17 protein-coding genes and 1 pseudogene are annotated in these 18819 nt (G+C 51.1%); 14 read left to right on the top strand and 4 right to left on the bottom strand.

Annotated elements, in window-relative coordinates; translation table 11 throughout:
- Positions 1–4 precede the first annotated feature (4 nt).
- From AC5I6P_RS08875 to AC5I6P_RS08915, 9 genes and pseudogenes are all read left to right on the top strand, one after another.
- On the top strand, positions 5–736 hold the full coding sequence (locus tag AC5I6P_RS08875; protein WP_495693388.1) for a VOC family protein: 732 nt from the start codon (positions 5–7) through the stop codon (positions 734–736).
- A 233-nt stretch (positions 737–969) separates the two neighbouring features.
- Complete coding sequence (locus tag AC5I6P_RS08880; protein WP_495693389.1) at positions 970–1095, top strand: hypothetical protein; 126 nt, start codon at positions 970–972, stop codon at positions 1093–1095.
- 43 nt (positions 1096–1138) lie between these two features.
- Positions 1139–1735 carry a peroxiredoxin family protein gene (locus tag AC5I6P_RS08885; protein ID WP_495693390.1) on the top strand — a complete coding sequence of 199 codons (597 nt, stop codon included), beginning with the start codon at positions 1139–1141 and terminating at the stop codon, positions 1733–1735.
- Between the two features lie 3 nt (positions 1736–1738).
- Positions 1739–2791, top strand: coding sequence for an alpha/beta fold hydrolase (locus AC5I6P_RS08890; RefSeq protein ID WP_495693391.1), 1053 nt, complete (start codon positions 1739–1741; stop codon positions 2789–2791).
- Between the two features lie 52 nt (positions 2792–2843).
- A complete protein-coding gene (locus AC5I6P_RS08895; protein ID WP_495693392.1) occupies positions 2844–4214 on the top strand; it encodes an epoxide hydrolase family protein in 1371 nt (456 codons plus the stop codon).
- 112 nt (positions 4215–4326) lie between these two features.
- Positions 4327–4752 (top strand): cupin domain-containing protein, encoded by a 426-nt coding sequence (locus AC5I6P_RS08900; protein WP_495693393.1) that lies wholly within the window; start codon positions 4327–4329, stop codon positions 4750–4752.
- A 69-nt stretch (positions 4753–4821) separates the two neighbouring features.
- A complete protein-coding gene (locus tag AC5I6P_RS08905; protein WP_495693394.1) occupies positions 4822–6198 on the top strand; it encodes a dihydrolipoyl dehydrogenase family protein in 1377 nt (458 codons plus the stop codon).
- A gap of 222 nt (positions 6199–6420) precedes the next feature.
- Complete coding sequence (locus AC5I6P_RS08910; protein ID WP_495693395.1) at positions 6421–6822, top strand: nuclear transport factor 2 family protein; 402 nt, start codon at positions 6421–6423, stop codon at positions 6820–6822.
- Between the two features lie 86 nt (positions 6823–6908).
- Positions 6909–7058: pseudogene (locus AC5I6P_RS08915) on the top strand (IS6 family transposase); the annotation flags it as partial.
- Between the two features lie 620 nt (positions 7059–7678).
- Here the strand turns inward: AC5I6P_RS08915 and AC5I6P_RS08920 are convergent.
- Entirely contained in the window at positions 7679–8644 is a 966-nt protein-coding gene (locus AC5I6P_RS08920; RefSeq protein WP_495693396.1) for an AraC family transcriptional regulator, read from the bottom strand.
- Between the two features lie 257 nt (positions 8645–8901).
- On the opposite strand from AC5I6P_RS08920, the gene AC5I6P_RS08925 reads away from it, so the two are divergent.
- The 5 genes from AC5I6P_RS08925 (at position 8902) to AC5I6P_RS08945 (ending at position 15428) form a co-directional block, all read left to right on the top strand.
- Positions 8902–9432 carry a cyclophilin-like fold protein gene (locus AC5I6P_RS08925; RefSeq protein ID WP_495693397.1) on the top strand — a complete coding sequence of 177 codons (531 nt, stop codon included), beginning with the start codon at positions 8902–8904 and terminating at the stop codon, positions 9430–9432.
- A 20-nt stretch (positions 9433–9452) separates the two neighbouring features.
- Positions 9453–9965 (top strand): (R)-mandelonitrile lyase, encoded by a 513-nt coding sequence (locus tag AC5I6P_RS08930; RefSeq protein ID WP_495693398.1) that lies wholly within the window; start codon positions 9453–9455, stop codon positions 9963–9965.
- Between the two features lie 197 nt (positions 9966–10162).
- Entirely contained in the window at positions 10163–11215 is a 1053-nt protein-coding gene (locus AC5I6P_RS08935) for an alpha/beta hydrolase (protein WP_495693399.1), read from the top strand.
- A gap of 31 nt (positions 11216–11246) precedes the next feature.
- A complete protein-coding gene (locus AC5I6P_RS08940; RefSeq protein WP_495693400.1) occupies positions 11247–12014 on the top strand; it encodes an SDR family oxidoreductase in 768 nt (255 codons plus the stop codon).
- A 741-nt stretch (positions 12015–12755) separates the two neighbouring features.
- Positions 12756–15428 (top strand): NACHT domain-containing protein, encoded by a 2673-nt coding sequence (locus tag AC5I6P_RS08945; protein ID WP_495693401.1) that lies wholly within the window; start codon positions 12756–12758, stop codon positions 15426–15428.
- Positions 15429–16204: 776 nt separating this feature from the next.
- On the opposite strand, the gene AC5I6P_RS08950 is transcribed toward AC5I6P_RS08945, so the two are convergent.
- From AC5I6P_RS08950 to AC5I6P_RS08960, 3 genes are all read right to left on the bottom strand, one after another.
- Entirely contained in the window at positions 16205–16831 is a 627-nt protein-coding gene (locus AC5I6P_RS08950; protein WP_495693402.1) for a hypothetical protein, read from the bottom strand.
- A gap of 83 nt (positions 16832–16914) precedes the next feature.
- Positions 16915–17418 carry a hypothetical protein gene (locus AC5I6P_RS08955; protein WP_495693403.1) on the bottom strand — a complete coding sequence of 168 codons (504 nt, stop codon included), beginning with the start codon at positions 17416–17418 and terminating at the stop codon, positions 16915–16917.
- Between the two features lie 287 nt (positions 17419–17705).
- Positions 17706–18470 carry a hypothetical protein gene (locus tag AC5I6P_RS08960; RefSeq protein WP_495693404.1) on the bottom strand — a complete coding sequence of 255 codons (765 nt, stop codon included), beginning with the start codon at positions 18468–18470 and terminating at the stop codon, positions 17706–17708.
- Between the last annotated feature and the right edge of the window lie 349 nt (positions 18471–18819).

Here is an 18819-nt window from a genome sequence, read left to right on the forward strand (position 1 = left end):
CAAGATGAGTAGCAATCAAGTAAACAGTCCAGACATGAAACTCGAACTCGTGTTGTTCAACGTTTCTGACGTCGATCGGGCGAGGGCATTCTACGAGAATCTCGGCTGGCGCGTCGACATTGATGTGGTAGACGGCGACTTCCGTGGTGTGCAGATGACGCCACCCAACTCGGAAGCATCGATCATCTTCGGCAAAGGAGTCACGCCGGACCCATCCGGCTCGGCGCAAAACTTGGTTCTGGTCGTGGACAACCTCGACGCTACCCGCGCCGCCTTGATCGCGCACGGTGTCGATGTCAGTGAGGTCTTCCACTACGCTGACGGACCCTTCAACAACGCTGTGGAGAACCCGCGCGGCGGCGGGCGCGACCCACAAGGCCGTTCCTACTTCTCGTTTGCCTCATTCAAAGATCCGGACGGGAACGAATGGCTGCTCCAGGAGATTACGGAACGACTTCCTGGCCGCGAGTGGACGGTGACACAGGCACCCGCTACAGACATCCCAACCCTGGCAAATCTCCTGCGTGAGACGGCGGAGCACCACGACCACTACGAGAAGACGCACGCCGAGCACCACTGGTCGGACTGGTACGCGCCTTACCTGAGCGCACGTCAGAACGGCAGCAGTCCTGAGAATGCCGTAGCCGCAGCCGATCGCTATATGGAGGAGGTCTTTCACATTTCCGCGACAACGACGCCAGTGACCCCACTTGCAAGTACGGCGACCGCCAATTGAGTGACCGCTTCTACAGCGACCGCCGGAGGAATCCCTGAGCACCGCAACCACCGTCTCTCCGTCCCCATGAAAAACCTGAACAGGAAAGCTCAACATTGATGGCGATGCCCAAGGCGATCTGGCGGGTCACGGTGGCGAGCAGCGGGATGTGTCTGTCTACCAGATGGATTCTTACGCCTATTGGGACTTGCCGAAGCTTGTGATGTTCCAGTGCGCTAACTGGAGTTTGCCCCATGTGCGAGTCTGGACTGATTTCTGGATTGGTGAACTATGACCCCGAACCGCTCAATGCTCCGGCAGTTGGGAACCTATTGATTTGCTGCTCGCGCCCACAGGAAGACACGGTAATCGATCTCTAGAATGCCTAGACAACGTTCATGAAAATATCTAGGAGGATTTCAAATGCGCTCTGACATTATTCCAGGAGCGGTCTTCCCCGACTACGAACTGCCCGATCACACCGCGAAGCGCCGGAAGCTCTCCGATCTGCAAGGTCAACATCCGATGGTGCTTGTCCTTAGCCGTGGCGGGTACTGCCCCAAGGACCGAAGGCAGGCTGAAGGACTGGTTCAACTCCACCGTGAGATTGAGGTCGGCTACTGCCGACTGGTCACGATCAGCACCGACAACATCACCGAGACGAATGAATATCGCAGCGGCGTTGGTGCCCACTGGCCCTTTCTTTCTGACGCAGGACACAAAATCCAAAAAGACCTCGACATCGCCGAATATACAGACCCTCTGCACAATCCCATGATCCCCTACACGATCGTCCTGGAACCGGGTCTAATTATCTACAAAGTCTACATGGGCTACTGGTTCTTCGGGCGACCCACTCTGGAAGAGTTGCGCCAAGACCTGCGCGCCGTTCTTAGGAAATGCCGCCCGGATTGGGACATCACCACACCTGAGCTGAAAGCGGCCTGGCAGGAAGGACAAAAAAACCTCTTCTACCCTTACGGCAAAACCTATGCCCAAACAATCGGCGAACAGGATTAGAAAATGTCCGATAAAACTAACCATCAACGCCGTCGCTTTTTAGGCACTGCAGTCATGACCATTGCGGCGACACAACTCGGTCGATTCGGTTCTGCCAATGCTCAATCAAGCCAAACAGAATCAGCCACTCTGTCTAGAATTCAGTCGGGGACAAATTCATCATTCGGCTCACTCAAGCAGATCAATGCTGGTGTCTTGAATGTTGGATACGCTGAAGCGGGTCCCGTCAACGGCCGTCCAGTCATCCTCCTGCATGGATGGCCCTACGACATTCACAGCTATGTCGATGTCGCCCCTCTGTTAGCGTCAGCGGGATACCGGGTGATCATTCCGTATCTGCGCGGCTATGGTACGACACGCTTTCTTTCGAGCGAGACATTCCGCAACGGGCAGCAGTCGGCACTTGCAGTCGATATTATCGCTTTGGTGGATGCGCTCAGGATCGAGAAGGCGATCCTTGCTGGGTTTGATTGGGGTGCGCGTACTGCCAACATTATCGCGGCACTCTGGCCCGAACGGTGCAAGGCACTTGTCTCTGTAAGCGGTTATTTGATCGGCAGCCCTGAAGCCAACCAGACCCCACTGCCGCCGCAAGCCGAACTCCAATGGTGGTATCAATTTTATTTTGCGACGGAGCGGGGCTGCGCTGGTTATGAACAATATCAGCATGACTTTAACAAGCTCATCTGGCAGCTTGCTTCACCACAATGGCACTTTGATGACGCAACATTCGATCGCAGCGCCGAGTCCTTCAACAATCCAGATCACGTTGGCATCGTCATCCACAACTACCGCTGGCGGCTCGGTCTGGCTGAAGGCGAAACACAATACGACGACTTTGAGAAGCGTCTTGCCGAAGCTCCAGTAATCACCGTACCTACCATCACGCTCGAAGGTGACGCCAACGGCGCACCACACCCGGATGCCAATTCCTACGCCAGGAAATTCTCAGGCAAATACACACATCGGGTCATCAATAGTGGCGTCGGGCATAACCTGCCGCAAGAAGCGCCACGGGAGTTTGCAGAAGCCGTCGTCGAAGTTGACGGTTACTGATCGGGGTGAGCTGAGTTTTGGAACGGACCATTTGCAGCAAAGAGAGAACATCATGACCAAACTGAAAAAAGTACGCTACAAAACCAGAACCCGCACTGCACGTGTCTTTGTCCTGTTCTCGCGACTCCTCATTGCGCTCTTTGCAGCAACCGTGTTCCTGGTACTGCCCATTCGCGTGCTGGCGCAGCAATCTGTCCAGACCAGGGTAGACCAAGTTGCGGAGGCAATCTCGACTGAAAACAATACCATCCGCCCCTTTCACGTCCAGGTTTCTCAAGCGGCGATCTACGATCTCCGCCAACGCATTTCAGCAACCCGCTGGCCTAACAAGGAGACTGTCACCGACCAATCGCAGGGTGTCCAACTAGCGACCATGCAGGATCTCATCCGCTACTGGGGAACGGACTACGACTGGCGCAAAGCCGAGGCGAAGCTGAATGCCTTACCGCAATTTATAACGAACATCGATGGATTGGACATTCACTTTATCCACATCCGTTCCAAACATCCGAATGCTTTGCCGTTGATCATCACCCATGGATGGCCCGGATCAGTACTTGAACAACTAAAGGTTATTGGTCCGCTGACTGACCCGACAGCCTATGGAGGGCGTGCGGAGGATGCCTTTGACCTGGTCATCCCGTCACTTCCCGGCTATGGCTTCTCCGGCAAGCCGACGGGTACCGGCTGGGACCCCGACCACATCGCGCGAGCCTGGACGAAACTGATGCAGCGCCTCGGGTACACCCGCTACGTCGCTCAAGGGGGCGACTGGGGATCCCCTATCACCAGCGCAATGGCCCGCCAAGCACCAGCAGGATTACTCGGCATCCACATCAACTTGCCAGCAACGATTCCACCCGAGGTGGCAGCGGTGCTCGCCAGTGGCAGACCCGCCCCAGCGGCACTCTCCGAGCAAGAACGTGCAGCGTTTGACTCACTCAACATATTCAATCAGAAAGATCGAGCCTACGCCGTGATGATGGGCACACGTCCACAAACGATCGGGTACGGGCTGACAGACTCGCCCGCTGGGCTTGCAGCATGGCTGCTCGGGCATCCAGGTTTCGCGCAGTGGACAAGCAGCAGCCATGCCGAAAAATCCCCAACGAAAGATGAGGTGCTGGACGACATCACGCTGTACTGGCTAACAAACAGTGCCGTCTCGTCAGCTCGGCTGTACTGGGAGAACAAGAGCAGCCTCTTGAATGCAGCCGCGCAGAAGACCGACGAGATCTCGCTTCCGGTCGCGATCACGGTATTTCCCGGGGAAATATATCGAGCTCCAGAAACGTGGGCTCGGCGCGCCTTTCGCAATCTCATCTACTTTCATGAAGTCGATAAGGGCGGTCACTTCGCAGCGTGGGAGCAGCCACAACTTTTTTCTGAGGAGATTCGTGCAGCCTTCAGGTCAGTGCGTTAGTTGGAAAGACCGCAAGTTTGGATCAATCAAGGCTGAGTTGAAAATCTTTGAAGCGGCGCTTGACAGCAGACATTTCCCATTCACTAACTCACGCAGGAATTGGAGTAATCTCATGACACAATCTTTCTGGCTTTTTGGTTCTCGCCTCAATATCCTTGCCGATCACACCACAACTGGGGGGCAGTACGATCTGATTGAAGGCTACTTTCCACCGGGTACACAAACACCGCTCCATCGGCATACGCGCTATTCCGAACAACTCTATGTGCTAGAAGGGGAGTTCACGGTTTGGGCAGGTGAGAACAAGTTGGTACTCAGTGCTGGTGAAAGCTTTTTGATTGCTCCTGGCACACCGCACGCGATCGGCGTATTCACCGATCGACCTGCTCGTGGATTGGTTGTTGCTGCGCCCAGTAGCTTTGCTCGGCTAATTGCATCTGTCGGCACATACGATGAAACAGCAACGCCAGACATAGCACTATTTGAACGTATTTCTGCCGAGATTGGTGACGAAATTTTGGGTCCGCCCGGAGCCTAGCTTTGACACAAGCTCTGAGGACGTTCATGCCATTCAATTGCTCATTTCATCAACATTACAGAGGTAACTATGGAAACAGTAGATTTAATTGTGATTGGCAGCGGTCAGGGTGGAGTTCCACTCGCAGTTGACTTTGCCAAAGCCGGGAAGAACGTCGTTCTATTTGAGCGCGATGCATTGGGTGGCAGTTGCATTAACTATGGCTGTACACCTTCTAAAGCCTTTTTGGCCGCTGCTCATGCCGCCGGTCGCGCTCGACAAGCCAGGAAGCTCGGCATCCACGCGCAGGTTGAAGTCGATTTTCCGACAGTGATGGAGCGAGTGCGGGGTATTCGCGGTCAGTTTAATCAGGGCACGAAACGGCGGTTAGAGATTGCAGGAGTTAAAGTCGTTTGCGCTGAAGCTGCGTTCACTGGAGAGCGAACCGTCAGCGGCGGTGGGGTAACGGTACAGGCTCCGATCGTCGTCATCAACACAGGCACATCCTCTACCATTCCCGACATTCCCGGTTTAGCAGGAACGCCGTATCTCACTAACCGAAATTTCTTTGATTTGCAGCAACTTCCGCCCCGGTTGCTCGTGGTCGGCGGCGGCTATATTGCCCTGGAGTTAGGGCAGGGAATGGCACGCTTAGGCAGCCAGACCGAATTAATTGTGCGGGGCGATCGCCTGCTGGCTCAAGAAGAATCTGAGGTCAGTGCGGTGCTGTTGGATGCCTTTAAGCAAGACGAAATTGGAGTGCATTTCAACACAATGGTTAAGCAGGTTGCTTATGCCAACAGTGTGTTTACCCTCACGCTAGACAATGGTGAAGTACTCGATGGAGAAGCCTTGCTGGTTGCGACTGGACGCAAACCGAACACTGGGGCACTCAATGCTGCGGTGACAGGCGTTGAACTAGATGAACAGGGGTTTATTCAGATCGACGATCAGTTTCAAACAACTCATTCTGGAATTTATGCGATCGGAGATGCGGCAAAACAGCCTGCGTTTACCCATGTTTCTTGGGAAGACTATCGCCGCTTGAAAGCGATTCTATGTGGCGAACAGCGGAGCCGCAACGATCGAGTGTTAGGCTACGCCGTCTACACGGAGCCGCAAGTGGGTCGAGTGGGTATGACCTTAGAGCAAGCTCAGAAACAGGGTATCTCTGCGCGAGAAGTCACCCTGCCGATGGCTCACATCGCTCGCAGTATTGAGTGGGGGCACGATCTAGGCTTCTACAGCATGGTCATCGACACCGAGACGAATTTGATTTTAGGCGCAACGCTGGTGGGATACGAAGCAGCTGAAATTGTGCATGTCTTTTTGTCACTGATGGAAGCAAAAGCAACGTGGCAATTACTCGAACAATCGGTTCACATTCATCCAACTTACGGTGAGGCCCTGCCCAGTCTCGCCAGGCTCCTCGTTGGAGAGGACATGCCAACCTGTCCCAATATGTAAGAAAGGCGAGACCAATATCGAAAAGCCGTGTACATGGAAGAAGTTGTGCAGCTTCAGCAGCAGGGGCAAGTGGTGAAGGGTCAAAGGCAACTGCACCATTTTTGATGATGACTAATCAAACAGGAGAAGCTTGCAACAACAGAAAATTGTGGTTGGCGTAGCGAAAGCATTTTGTAACACAACCGTTATTCCCTAACTTGAGTGATCAACATGAACACAATCATGAGTAAGCAGCAAGAATCAACAAAGGAAATCGAGTCGTTGTTAACAATTTATTTTGACAACATGGCGGCGATGAATGCAAAGGGCTGGTTAGAGATATTTGCTGAAGATGCGGTCGTTCATGACCCTGTTGGAACTCCTCCCAAGCTGGTACACAAGAATTCTGAGCAGTTTTTTAAAATATTGTCCAATTTGTTTAAAAAGATAGAACTATCAAAAGACGACATCTTCTTTGTGAAGAACGGGGCAGCAGTGAAGTGGACAATGCAGGTCGTTACAAAAACCGATCGACATTTCACTGCAGAGGGAATTAGCATCTTTGAAATGAATGGTGTCGGTAAGATTCAAAAGGTATCATCTTACTGGGATGACACCGCAATGATGGCGAAACTGAAGGGGTAGATGTTGTAAAGCGTAGGCTTTGTACACGGTTGTTTCGCAAAAATGGTACGGTGTGGAAGCTCAATTTTCTCTGAATCTTGCTCTAAATGACGACTGGTTCCTTGTTCAAATGGCGGCACTTTTTGCCCGAAATCATCTTACTGAATGTGCACTGGTGTTATCGTTAGGCCTTGAGCTACCGAGATTTAGAGGAGATGATGGCGGAGCGCGGAGTCGCCGTAGAGCATTCGACCATTAAGGGGTGAAAGTAGCGACGCTGCCGTCAGCCGCCATGCGAGCGTTGAAATGCTTATGCAGTAGAGCCTTCACGCCGCAGTTTTAGTCTTAAGTAACTTTATCAACCTTAAAGCTCTGCGAAGTAGGCGTCTTACGATTTACTCCTTCGTCAGCAGTAATCTTTGAACTTCTGCTCTGTGTCAGACTGTGTGAAAACTAGAGTTAGGAATTGAAAAAGCGCTATGAGGAGCGCCTAAATTCTTCCAAGTCGTTTATATGTGGCGTAGGCTTCGAGTTTTCACACAGTCTGCTGTGTGGCAGCGAAACAACGAGATCATGCGGGTTTTAGGGTTCAATCCGCTCCAAAATGATGGGGTGTACTAGTCGGTTTCTGGAAATTTTTAGTACTAAAATAGTCCAAAGGTGTACTAGTCAAAGTTTTCAACTGGGCTGTTTCAAGTCGAAAAATGCAAAATTCTTACGTTTTTACACCTCTCACGACACAATCTGTTCTTGAATCAAAACTAGTCGCTGAAATATTTATAGAGCGAGGTTTTCAGCGTCATCATGGCGGCTGACGGTAGCCTCGCTAGGTTTACCCCTGATTGGTTTAGCCAGCCCAAATACCAAAAAGTTGAACTCAGGTGGGCAGTGCTCGCAGTCGCTCTACATCACGCATTGGTGGCGCACCAAAGAGCCGCTTGTACTCTCGGTTGAAGTGAGAGGCATCATCATACCCCACTTGGTACGCCGCACTGGTCGCGTCCAGGTTTTGCCCCAGCATCAAACGGCGCGCCTCTTGGAGCCGTAGTTGCTTCTGGAACTGCAAGGGACTCATGGCCGTCACCGACTTGAAGTGATGATGGAAGCCCGAGACGCTCATGCCAAGCTCCCGTGCGATGCTTTCAATCCGAAGCGGCTCCTTAAAGTCTTTGCGAAGTCGATCGACGGCTTTGGCAATATGGTGCGTGTAGCCACCCAGAACGGCAATCTGACGCAGCCGATTCCCTTGTTCTCCCATCAGGAGTCGGTAGATAATCTCCCGTTTAATCAGGGGTGCGAGCACATGCGCTTCAGTCGGGGAATCGAGCAGCCTGACGAGCCGAACCACCGCATCTAACAGATTTGCATCTAATGGACTGACATCGATCGCTTTTACACTGGCACCCCGTTGCGCTGAGGGATAGCCGGCCTCCACCATGGCGGAGCCAACGAGGGTAGGGTCGAGATCGAGACGAAGGCCGAGGTACGGTTTTTCCTGGGTTGCTTCTAGAATTCGGCTGGCAATCGGCAGTTCGACCGTTCCCAGCAGATAGTGCATCGGATCGTACTGATAGCGATCGCTGCCCAACAGGACTTCTTTGCTGCCTTGAGCAATGATGCAAAAGGCAGGAATAGAGACACTATGAAAGCATTCCGAAGGGGAAGAGGAACGGTTGAAGTGTAATCCTTTCAGCGGCTCGATCGCTCCATCCTGACGAATCGCCCCTGAAATTCGCTCCGTTAGTTCCGCTCGGTTGGCTTGCGCTCGGTCTGCCTCGCGTTTTGTCTGAGGGTCATTCATCAACGCTCTATCGGACTTTTCACTCGTTCTTGCAGTATTCATTTCTCATACCTGTTCAAATCGATTTGTAGACACATCAAGTTCAGAAAGGGTTTAGCAGTGCCAGTCCTGTACAAAAATCTAGCGTGGCTTAAATCGAAATGGGTGTAGGTTTGCAGGATTGTACAACGATCCTAGACGATCGTCCTATTGCTTGCCTTTCAGGCTTCCTAGAATGAGGTTAAGCAAAGAAACGTGATTCCGGCTTCCCGCAAGCGTCTGGATTTTTATTCAAGAGAGAACTCATGAAGAGGGCCTGAATGCATCTGAAATGGTTTCCCATCAAGGGAAAAAGCTGGCAGAAGAGAATGCTGATTGGGGTCCTCGCCCTGGTGATGTCCATAAGCTACTCAGCCTGCCGTGCCGATAACAGGATGCCTGGCAGTGCCTCATCGAAACTGCCGACTGAACGATCAACCCAGCAGGCAAACAGGATGAAGATCAACATCAAGGTTGGAGACAAAGCCGTTACAGCCACGTTAATTGACAACCCAACGACACGAGATTTTGTTTCCCTGCTGCCATTAACGCTGACGATGAACGATTTGTTTGGAAGAGAAAAGTTTGCCCACCTGCCGAGAGCGATTTCGGAGGAGGGAAAGCGAACGAAAACGTATGAAATTGGAGACATCATTTACTGGTCTCCCGGTCCTGATGTGGCTATTTATTATCGCCACGATGGAGAGGAAATTCCTGACCCTGGCATCATCACGATCGGCAAGATCGATGCTGGCGTAGAAGCATTTAATGTCCCTGGTTCTATCGACGTGACCATTGAGCGAATTCAGTAGAACCGTTAAAGGAGATAGAAATGAAACTGCTTGCAACAATGATCGTGTCATCTTCTCTGCTTGCTTTGGGGTTCTCTCCTGTGGCACAAGCACAAGCTCCATCGAGCAATAACACACAACTTGTAGAGGTGAGACGAAACGGTTCGCAGCCTTCCACCCAAGGACCAGCCGAAAACTTTACAGGTACTGTCCGCATTGACCCCCTATTCTCAGCCCAAAGTCCAGTCCGCGCGGGTGGTGCCAGTGTCACCTTCGAGCCTGGGGCCCGAACCGCATGGCATACCCACCCGTTAGGACAAACGCTCATCGTGACGGCTGGGGTTGGCTGGGTTCAGCAATGGGGTGGACAAATTCAGGAAATCAGACCCGGTGATGTGGTTCAAATTCCGCCCGGAGTGAAGCACTGGCACGGCGCTACAGCCACTACAGCCATGACGCACATTGCCCTTCAGGAACAACTCGACGGCAAGGTCGTGGACTGGATGGAACAGGTCAGTGACGAGCAATACCAGACACTCAATGTCAATCAATAGGAGTATCCACATGTACAACCCGAAAGTGTATGCCGCAGCCAGTGCAATATCACCCCTGGACTCCATCCGAATTAAACATTGCGATGTTATTGACATGATGCTGCCGCAGGCAAGTGCGTTGAACCGAATTTGACTCGCTAGATAAACCCACACAGATGGAGAACTCAATGCAACACCGCGTTCTAATACCAACCCTCTTGTTCAGTGCAATCTACGCAACGGCCGCATTTGCGCTCGACAAAACAAACGTCTCGCGTCAGAGCCCCCAAACACCCGCCCAGCAGTCCACTGTAGTCGAGGGGGCGGACAATTTCTATCAGAGCAACCAGCTGACCATGCAGAAGGTGACGTTCAAAAACCAATACAACATGCAAGTTGCCGGGACTCTCTTCATTCCCAAAACCTTGAATCAGAACGCCAAGAATCCGGCAATCATTGTCGGGCACCCCATGGGCGCAGTCAAAGAACAAAGCTCGAATCTGTATGCCCAAAAACTGGCTGAACAAGGATTCGTCACCTTAGCCATCGACCTGTCGTTCTGGGGCGAGAGCGAGGGGAATCCGCGAAACCTCGTCGCGCCAGAGATTTATGCCGAGGACTTCAGCGCGGCGGTGGACTTCCTAGGCACCCGGCCCTTCGTCGATCGGGAGCGGATCGGCGGCCTCGGAATCTGCGGCAGCGGCAGCTTCGTCATCAGCGCCGCCAAGATCGACCCCCGCATCAAGGTCGTCGCGACCGTGAGCATGTACGACATGGGCGCGGCGGCTCGCAACGGGCTCAGGAAATCGGTGACCGCCGAGCAAAGAAAGCAGATGATCGCGGCGGCGGAGCAGCGTTACGTGGAGTTCACGGGTGGCGAGACCACCTATGTGGGTGGAACGACGAACGAACTGACGGCGAGCACCGACCCGGTTCAGCGCGAGTTCTTCGACTTCTACCGGACTCCCCGGGGTGAGTTCACACCGAAAGGCTCGTCTCCAGAGCGGACGACGAAGCCAACGCTGACTAGCGTCGTGCGGTTCATGAACTATTATCCGCTTGAAAGGATCGAGGAGATCGGTCGTCCGCTGCTCTTTGTCACCGGCACCGAGGCCGACTCCCGGGAGTTCAGCGAGGACGCCTACAACCGCGCTGTCGAGCCGAAGGAGATCGTCCGGGTTCCGAACGCGGGACACGTCGATTTGTACGACCGGGCGAACCTGATCCCCTTTGACAAGCTCACATCCTTTTTTACCCAACACCTGAAATGAGGGTGAAGCCAGAAACAAGGTGAAAAATCCCATGAACAACCAAAACTTTACAGGCAAGGTGGCCTTTGTCACCGGAGCAGCAAGCGGCATCGGTCGAGCTACAGCACTGGCGTTTGCACGCGACGGGGCTGACGTGGTAGTTGCTGACATTTCAGAACAGAGCAATCAGGAAACGGCCCGCATGATCGAAGAACTTGGCGGACGAGGGCTCGCCGTCAAGTGCGACGTGACGCGAACCGAGGACGTGAAGGCAGCTCTGGACAAAACCATTGAGGTGTTTGGGCGGCTGGACTTTGCCTTCAACAACGCAGGCATCGAGCCGAGGAAGGCGGCTCCGACCGCAGAGTACGAAGAGGAGGAGTGGAACCGGATTATCGACATCAACCTCCGTGGCGTTTTCCTGTGCATGAAGCACGAGATCCCGCTGATTCTCAAGCAGGGACGCGGCGCGATCGTCAACACGTCCTCGGGTGCGGGAATCATCGGCATCAAGGGTAGCCCCGCGTACACCGCCGCGAAACATGGTGTGATCGGACTGACCAAGGCAGCGGCGCTCGACTATGCGTCGCAGAACATCCGCGTCAATGCCGTCTGTCCCGGCTATATCGACACCCCAATGATGGGTCGCTTTACCGGTGGCACGGACGAAGGGCGCGCTCAGGTGATTGCGGAGGAACCGGTCGGACGGATGGGCACGTCCGAGGAGATCGCTGCGGCCGTCGTCTGGCTGTGCTCAGACGCGGCTGCCTTCGTCGTTGGACACGCTATGGTGATCGATGGTGGCCAAACGGTGCAGTGATGGTCGGATTTCTGCGCGCGCCGTAGAAGTTCCGACCAAGCAAAAAATGCCGCACTCAAATTTGCGGCAATTCCAGTATTTTTAACCTCAGAACTTCTGCCGGGTGCGGCAGTGAACCAAAGACTACTTGTAAGCAGTGGAATAACGATGACTGGGGAGGTTATGAAAGAGTACTATTACCTTACCTGAAAATCCTCCACCGCATTGGCAAGGATTAGAGTGAACCAACGGACTTATCGGACAACAAACCGGACGTTGGCACCACAAATAAAATAAGTTTGGCAAGGTCTGGAAACACACAAAAGTGACTGCTCGGTCAGTCGTGAGTTACTTCAACTGGCTCTGGCAGCATAGTCGATTCAAAACCACAGCAGCTCAACGAGTAGGATTAACGCTGGAACTTTGAACCTGGCACGATCTAATTACCTGCCCCACCCTTATTTGATGCGTTGCTGCTCAAGTATCACGGGAGGACATTCAAGCCTAGCTTACTCATTGCTGTTACTGCATCTAGCTCGTTTGAAAAAGGCTGTAGTAGTCTAATGTTTGGTGTATTAAACTTAGCAATTTTTAATTTCAATTGTGATTGATGATATCGATTTAAGCGGATTCTAGCAGTGCTGCTATGAAAGTTATTTACTTATGTAGACTTATAGCTTAACTTCCGGTAATTCCAGATTTTAATGAATGTAGGTCTAACTACAAAAACTGTAGACAATTTTCATATAACAAGATAGCAAAGTGAAAACTACGGCTAAAATCCTGCTCCTATCTTCTAATCCCAGACGAGATCTGAATCTTGAGCGAGAAGTTGCAGATCTAACGACTGCGGTACAGCGGTTGGGGAAATTTGAAATCAGGCTGGGAATGGGGGTGCGTGCTCAAGAATTGCCAGACTTACTATTAGAACATAGTCCAGAGATTGTCCACTTTTGTGGGCACGGGGCAGGAGAGCAAGGGTTAGTTTTCCAGGATGAACAGGGACGAGAACGAACGGTCAGTACTGAGATATTGGCTCGGCTCTTTAAGACGTTTACCGATGAAATCAACTGTGTCGTGCTGAATGCTTGCGATAGCGATCGCCAGGCCGAAGCGATCGTGGCTCATATCAATTATGTGGTGGGAATGAGCCAGCCCATTTTGGATCGAGCGGCTCTGATCTTTGCCGTCGGATTTTATAAAAGTTTGGCCGCTGGAAAGTCAATTGAGCAAGCGTATGAGTTGGGCTGTCTAGCGATTCAGATTTGGAGTGAGGAGAATGCTCAATCGACTCAAACTAGGGAGTTCCGTAAAGCTGTGTATGTTGGAGCAGTAGCACAACCTGCCCAGCCGAATCTGCCCGAACATCTAAAACCAGTGCTACGAAAGAAGAGTCTGCTACCATTCTCTCCAGCAGAGATCAGCACGATTCAGAAGGTGATTCCTCCCTCGGCACAACCCGCTCTGCCACCGGAAATTGAGGAAACTGTTCACCAAGAAGTCGATCGCAAAGACTATAAAGACGGGGCAAGAGCAGCCTATGACAACTTTGGACAGTTTTCGGCTCAGCAGGCGGTGGAGTTGACGAAATCGGAGTATACCCAGCGCAAGATTGTCGTCGGCAAGGTGAAGCAATTCTGGGTTGAAGGATTTCTCAAGCCGTCGCTTCAAGGGGATGCTGCTATGAGTCTTGACCTGAAAGCTCGTCCTGATGCGATCGCTGACCTGTCTGGGGGGATTGAAGCTTTGTCTGTGGAACTCGATGGCTCCTATGAGGAGCTACGGGAAACGCAGATCTATGGGGAAATGGGGCAGGGTCGAACCCTCTTAATTCTGGGTAATCCGGGAGCTGGGAAGACGATCGCTCTGCTGCAACTGGCGCAACGCCTGATCGAACGGAGTGAGCAGAATTTGAGCCTCCCGATGCCCATCGTGGTTAACTTGTCGTCTTGGGCAAAGGATCGCAAATCGATTGTGGATTGGTTGATCGATGAACTGCGAGAAAAATATCAAGTGCCAAAATCCTTGAGTGAACCTTGGATTAGACAGCAGCAGCTCATTCTGTTGCTCGATGGCCTCGATGAAGTCAAGGAAACGGATCGCAATGATTGTGTTCGGGCCTTAAACGAGTTTATTGGGCTGTTTCCTCAAACCGAGATCGCGGTCTGTAGCCGGGTCAAAGATTATGAAGCCCTGACCCAACGCCTCCAGATCAGCAGTGCGCTCTGCCTGCAACCGCTCTCATCTAAGCAGGTGTATCAGTTTTTAGACAGTGTGGGTGGTTCTCTTGCAGGCTTAAAAAATTTGCTCAAACGAGATGTTGACCTGGAGCAGTTTGCCCAAACCCCACTGATTTTGAATCTGATGAGTGCGGCCTATCAGGGATGGTCTGTGGAACAGTTGACGGGGGAACTTGGCTCAACGTCAGATCGTAGCCAGCACTTGTTTGATACCTACATTGATCGCCAGCTAGAGCGAGGTGCGGCTTCAGACTATCCCAAAAACCAGGTACTGCGGTGGCTAAACTGGTTGGCCAGCCGAATGGTGCAGGAAAAGCAAACGGTGTTTTTGATTGAGAAGATGCAGCCCAACTGGCTCAAGAATCGTAGCGAGGAGAGAACTTATCAAATTAGAGCCTTTGTAGCCTCGGGGCTGGTTTTTGGGCTGGTTTTTGGGCTGGTTTTTGGGGTTTTTGGGCTGGTTTTTGGGCTGGTTTTTGGGCTGACTGGTGGGCTGACTGTTGGGCTAACTAGTGGGCTGATTATTAGCTTACCCCGAAAAATACTACCTTTGGAGAAATTAAGTTGGTCGTGGCAAAGAGCAAAGTCTAGATTTATTCGTGAATTGTTTACTGGGGTTAGTTATGGGCTGATTCTTGGGCTGAGTTATGGGCTGATTCTTGGGCTGATTAATCTGAGTTTTGGGCTGATGATTAATCTGAGTTTTGGGCTGATGATTAATGGGCTGAGTTTTGAAAAAACTCAGATACTGAGTCCTTTGCTGGTTTTTGGGCTGATTGGTGGGATGAGTTATGGGCTAATTTATGGGCTGGGTAGCGGACTGGGCAGCTCTGACATCCTTCAACGAGCAGTTCCGAATCAGGGAATTCGCACCTCTCTAAGAAACGGCCTTCTCATTGGCCTTCTCATTGGGCTGTTTTTTGGGTTGGTTTTTGGGTTGGTTTTTAGGCTGACTTATTGGCTGCTTTATGGGCTGATTGGTGGACTGATTGGTGGGTTGAAATATGGTGGAATCGCTTGCATTCAACACTTCACTTTACGCCAGTTGCTTCACGAGAAAGGCCGAATTCCCCAGAATTATGCTCGCTTCCTCGACTTTGCTTCAGATCGTCTCTTGATGAAAAAAATCGGGGGTGGTTATGTCTTTTTTCATCGTATGCTTCTAGAGCATTTTGCCCGAATGAACTCCAACTAAAGCCAAACGAAACAATCGTGTTGGATTCCAAGTTTCCCGTTTTGAAACCATGAGTTGTCCGAAAGTCAAAAATGGAAGCATAACCCGTCCAAGCGTCGGACAACAAACCAGGGTTTTTCCAACAGTTTGCGACCCAGGCTGGCAAAACCAAGCAGTTTTGGAACCATAAGCTGTCTAAAATGGATAGCTTATGGTCGCAGTCGCACCGATTTGTAATTAACGCGGTGCACTTGATTGCCTGCGGGGTCCGCAGAAGTGCCAGTGCGACGAAAATGGCTCAGTCCTTCCCCCTGGAGCCATTGCAGCCGTTTTGCGTTGGACTCAAGGGCAGCACTGTAATTTACGAGAGAATGCGGATTTCAAAGCGGTTGTAGTACGGGAGCTAGGCCAAAAATAGTCCAGGTTTTGTAACACCCCTGTATTACAGCCTGATGTGAGAGTGGGTGAGGAGCGCAAAATCGTGCTCCTCAGTTTCAGAACTCATTCAAGTAATTGCTGTTTGGAACATAGATTAATGAACGAGTTGAGTGGCACTCCTAACCGTACGGAGACGGATGGTTTCAGCTAAACAAGAGGAGAGTTAAAAGAAGGGGCATTTGATTGACAGAAGCAACTGCACACTGCTCATCTATTCTTTGCTACTAAAGGGAGATTAAGCGAAGCGTCACGAGTTTTAGTCAACAGTCACAACCTTAAATTAAGCAGTAGTGAAGTAGAGAGCAAACTTAGAGCGTATTTTTAACTCGCTCATACTGCAATCTCCAAATTAAGATCGACTACCTTGGAATCCACTGCCAGTAGTGCTTACATTTTGGGCAGGTTAGTGTCAGTTGTCCTAAATGGCTGGGTGCACGAAGCTTTTGAGAACAATTAGGACAGGTGGTAAGAATTTTCTCAGGCTGTGGTTTTTGCTCATCCTGGAGAAGTTGTCCTATAAGCTCATACGCCTCACTCAAAGGAATTTGTCCACTTTCCATAGCTTGAATTAATTGCTGAGCATCTTCGGCGCTAATTAAATTCAGCCTAAGCGGTTCTTTTAGAAATACGTAAAAGGCTGTAATGTCCTGCTGTTTGACCTCAGAGCGCCGCTCTTTTGCTTGAACATCTTTCAGTTTGTCTCGATATTCGTTTAATAGTTGGTCACGTTTACCTTCATTAAAACCACCATCTTTGATGAATCTCGATAACCCATAAATAGCCGCTCCACCAACTACAGCAGCACCAGCTACAAGCCCGACGGGAGCAGCTGCAACTAGACTAAGACCTGTTAGAGCCGTAATGACGGGGATAGAGGCAGTTGTCGAGCCCAATATTGCAGCAGCACCAGCAGCACCAGCAGCACCCAATGCAGTAATTCCAACATCGGCAAAAATTCCAACCTTATCGTCTGGATTTCGTTCCAATCGCTCGATCGCTTTGAGCAGCTGTTCCTTGGTCAAATTCTGATTGTTTGACATTTTGAGACCTGAAGATTTAGAAACAAAAGCTAAGCAGTGGCGATATCAGGAAACACAGCACCAAAAACATCTCCAAGAAATGCAAAGAAGTATCGAGCAATTTCAACAATATCTTCGCCCACGCCTTGAAACCGCTGATCGAGTCTGTGCCCAACTACTGCGCCGACTGCTGTAATTGTTATTCCCAATATTGCTGCCACTGGCGCTAGAAGTTGTCCTAGAAAGGGTATCGAGGTTATTAAACTTGCAATGCCGGCCCCAACTACTGCACCGATTCCAGCGCCTGCAACTAGAAAAGGATGCGCTTTCACAAACTCAATAATCTTGAGAAGTACGATCTTACCTACTGAAAAAACTTTGCCTGCCGCTTTCTTGGTGTAGGTGAGAATTTGGTGCAATCGGCTGACAACTTCCTCGGGAAGTCTGAGTTCTTGAAGCCTTACGTAAAGTTCGCTACTGCTTATTGATTCAGCCTCAGCATTCCAAAGTGCTAGTTTTAGATTTGCTTGCGCTGTCGATAATCCCTGCTTCATGGCTATGTTCAAAACTTAAACGGCTCTGAACTTTAGACTAATCTTCGTTACCAACCTTTGAGATTGGTGATTGTACGAGATTTCAACGCAATTGCGCCCAACAGACACTTTAAGAATAATTTCGCTAACCCAAATGAGGAGGGCTAACAATAATTAGGCTGTATTTTTCCGCATATTTTCAAGTAACGTGACTCGTTTGATCGATACTTCGCAGGCTTAATTCAGAATCAAGCTGGTGGCATGTAGAAGGTGTAAAGCAACTCGTCTGTCAATGCCTCAATTACCCCTCATAAGATAGAGCAAGCGTGATTTGGTAGTACAGACGGATGCGATGAGTGTGCGGCTATTAAATCCCCAATCGCCTCAAAATACTGATTGGTTACACCACGTGCTGTGGGATGCTTCGCGATCACAAAGAGCGTAGAACCGTTATCCCCGTATTGAAATCCTTCACGCACATGACTGCGGAACTTCACTCCCGCTGCAATGACGTTCCACCACTGCTGATACCAAGCATCGAAACTGTAGAAAACGACGACCCGCGGTTTGTGCTCCAAGATTCGCTGCCGGATGTGGTTAGCGCGTTGGGCGGCATAGAACTCTCTGTAAACCTGTCTCTCTCGGAGTTGTAGAAGCTGCGAATAGTCAGAATAGAGCCATCTACCCGTGTTCGGTGAAGGCAAGGGCAGCAGTTCCAGGAGGCAGGATTCTCCACCCGCTCTCGCTAAGTCCTGTCCCTGGTATCCTCGAATCTGATCGAGCGTCGCTTCCTGCCCTTTTGCTTTCAGTAAACTTCGGATCAATTTTCCCCACGTGGGCTGTATTTTAGGGTGTTGACCGAAGAGGTGGGTCACGCCAATGGCCTCGTGATATTTGTAAACATCTTCCAGTGCTCTACCCCCCCGCCCAGACCAAGCGGTTAACCGTTGACAAATATCATCAATGCTTCCTCCTCCTCCTTCCTCTTTCCCAACAAACCAAAAGTCCCCACAGTAGTTGCCATACCCACAGAAGGTGTCGATGTAGTTTTGCAGCAGTTGGTCGTCAAGCATCTCTGAGCTGAAACGTCCCTCGAACTGAATTTGGGCTAGATTGCTCAACTGGTACACTCCTCAAACGCTGATTATTTTATGAGAACTAAAGGCGACAGGCTGATGCCGTTGTTGACCTTGCGCGCTAAGGCCGTTAACTGGAAAATCTTCACGCTCTCCTCCTGAATTGGTACCGCCTTTACCTAGTGAAGGATTCAGGAAGCCACGGCCCTGTTTTACACGCATCCCAAATCCATCTCAAGATGAAGTCGGTGACGGGCCGCCACAGTTTCCTAGTTGCGGATGCTTTCACACGGAATCCGATCCCCATCGCCATCCAGTTTGAAGGGGTCACCGGGAAAGGCGGCGA

Source organism: Myxacorys sp. (genome assembly GCF_059501405.1).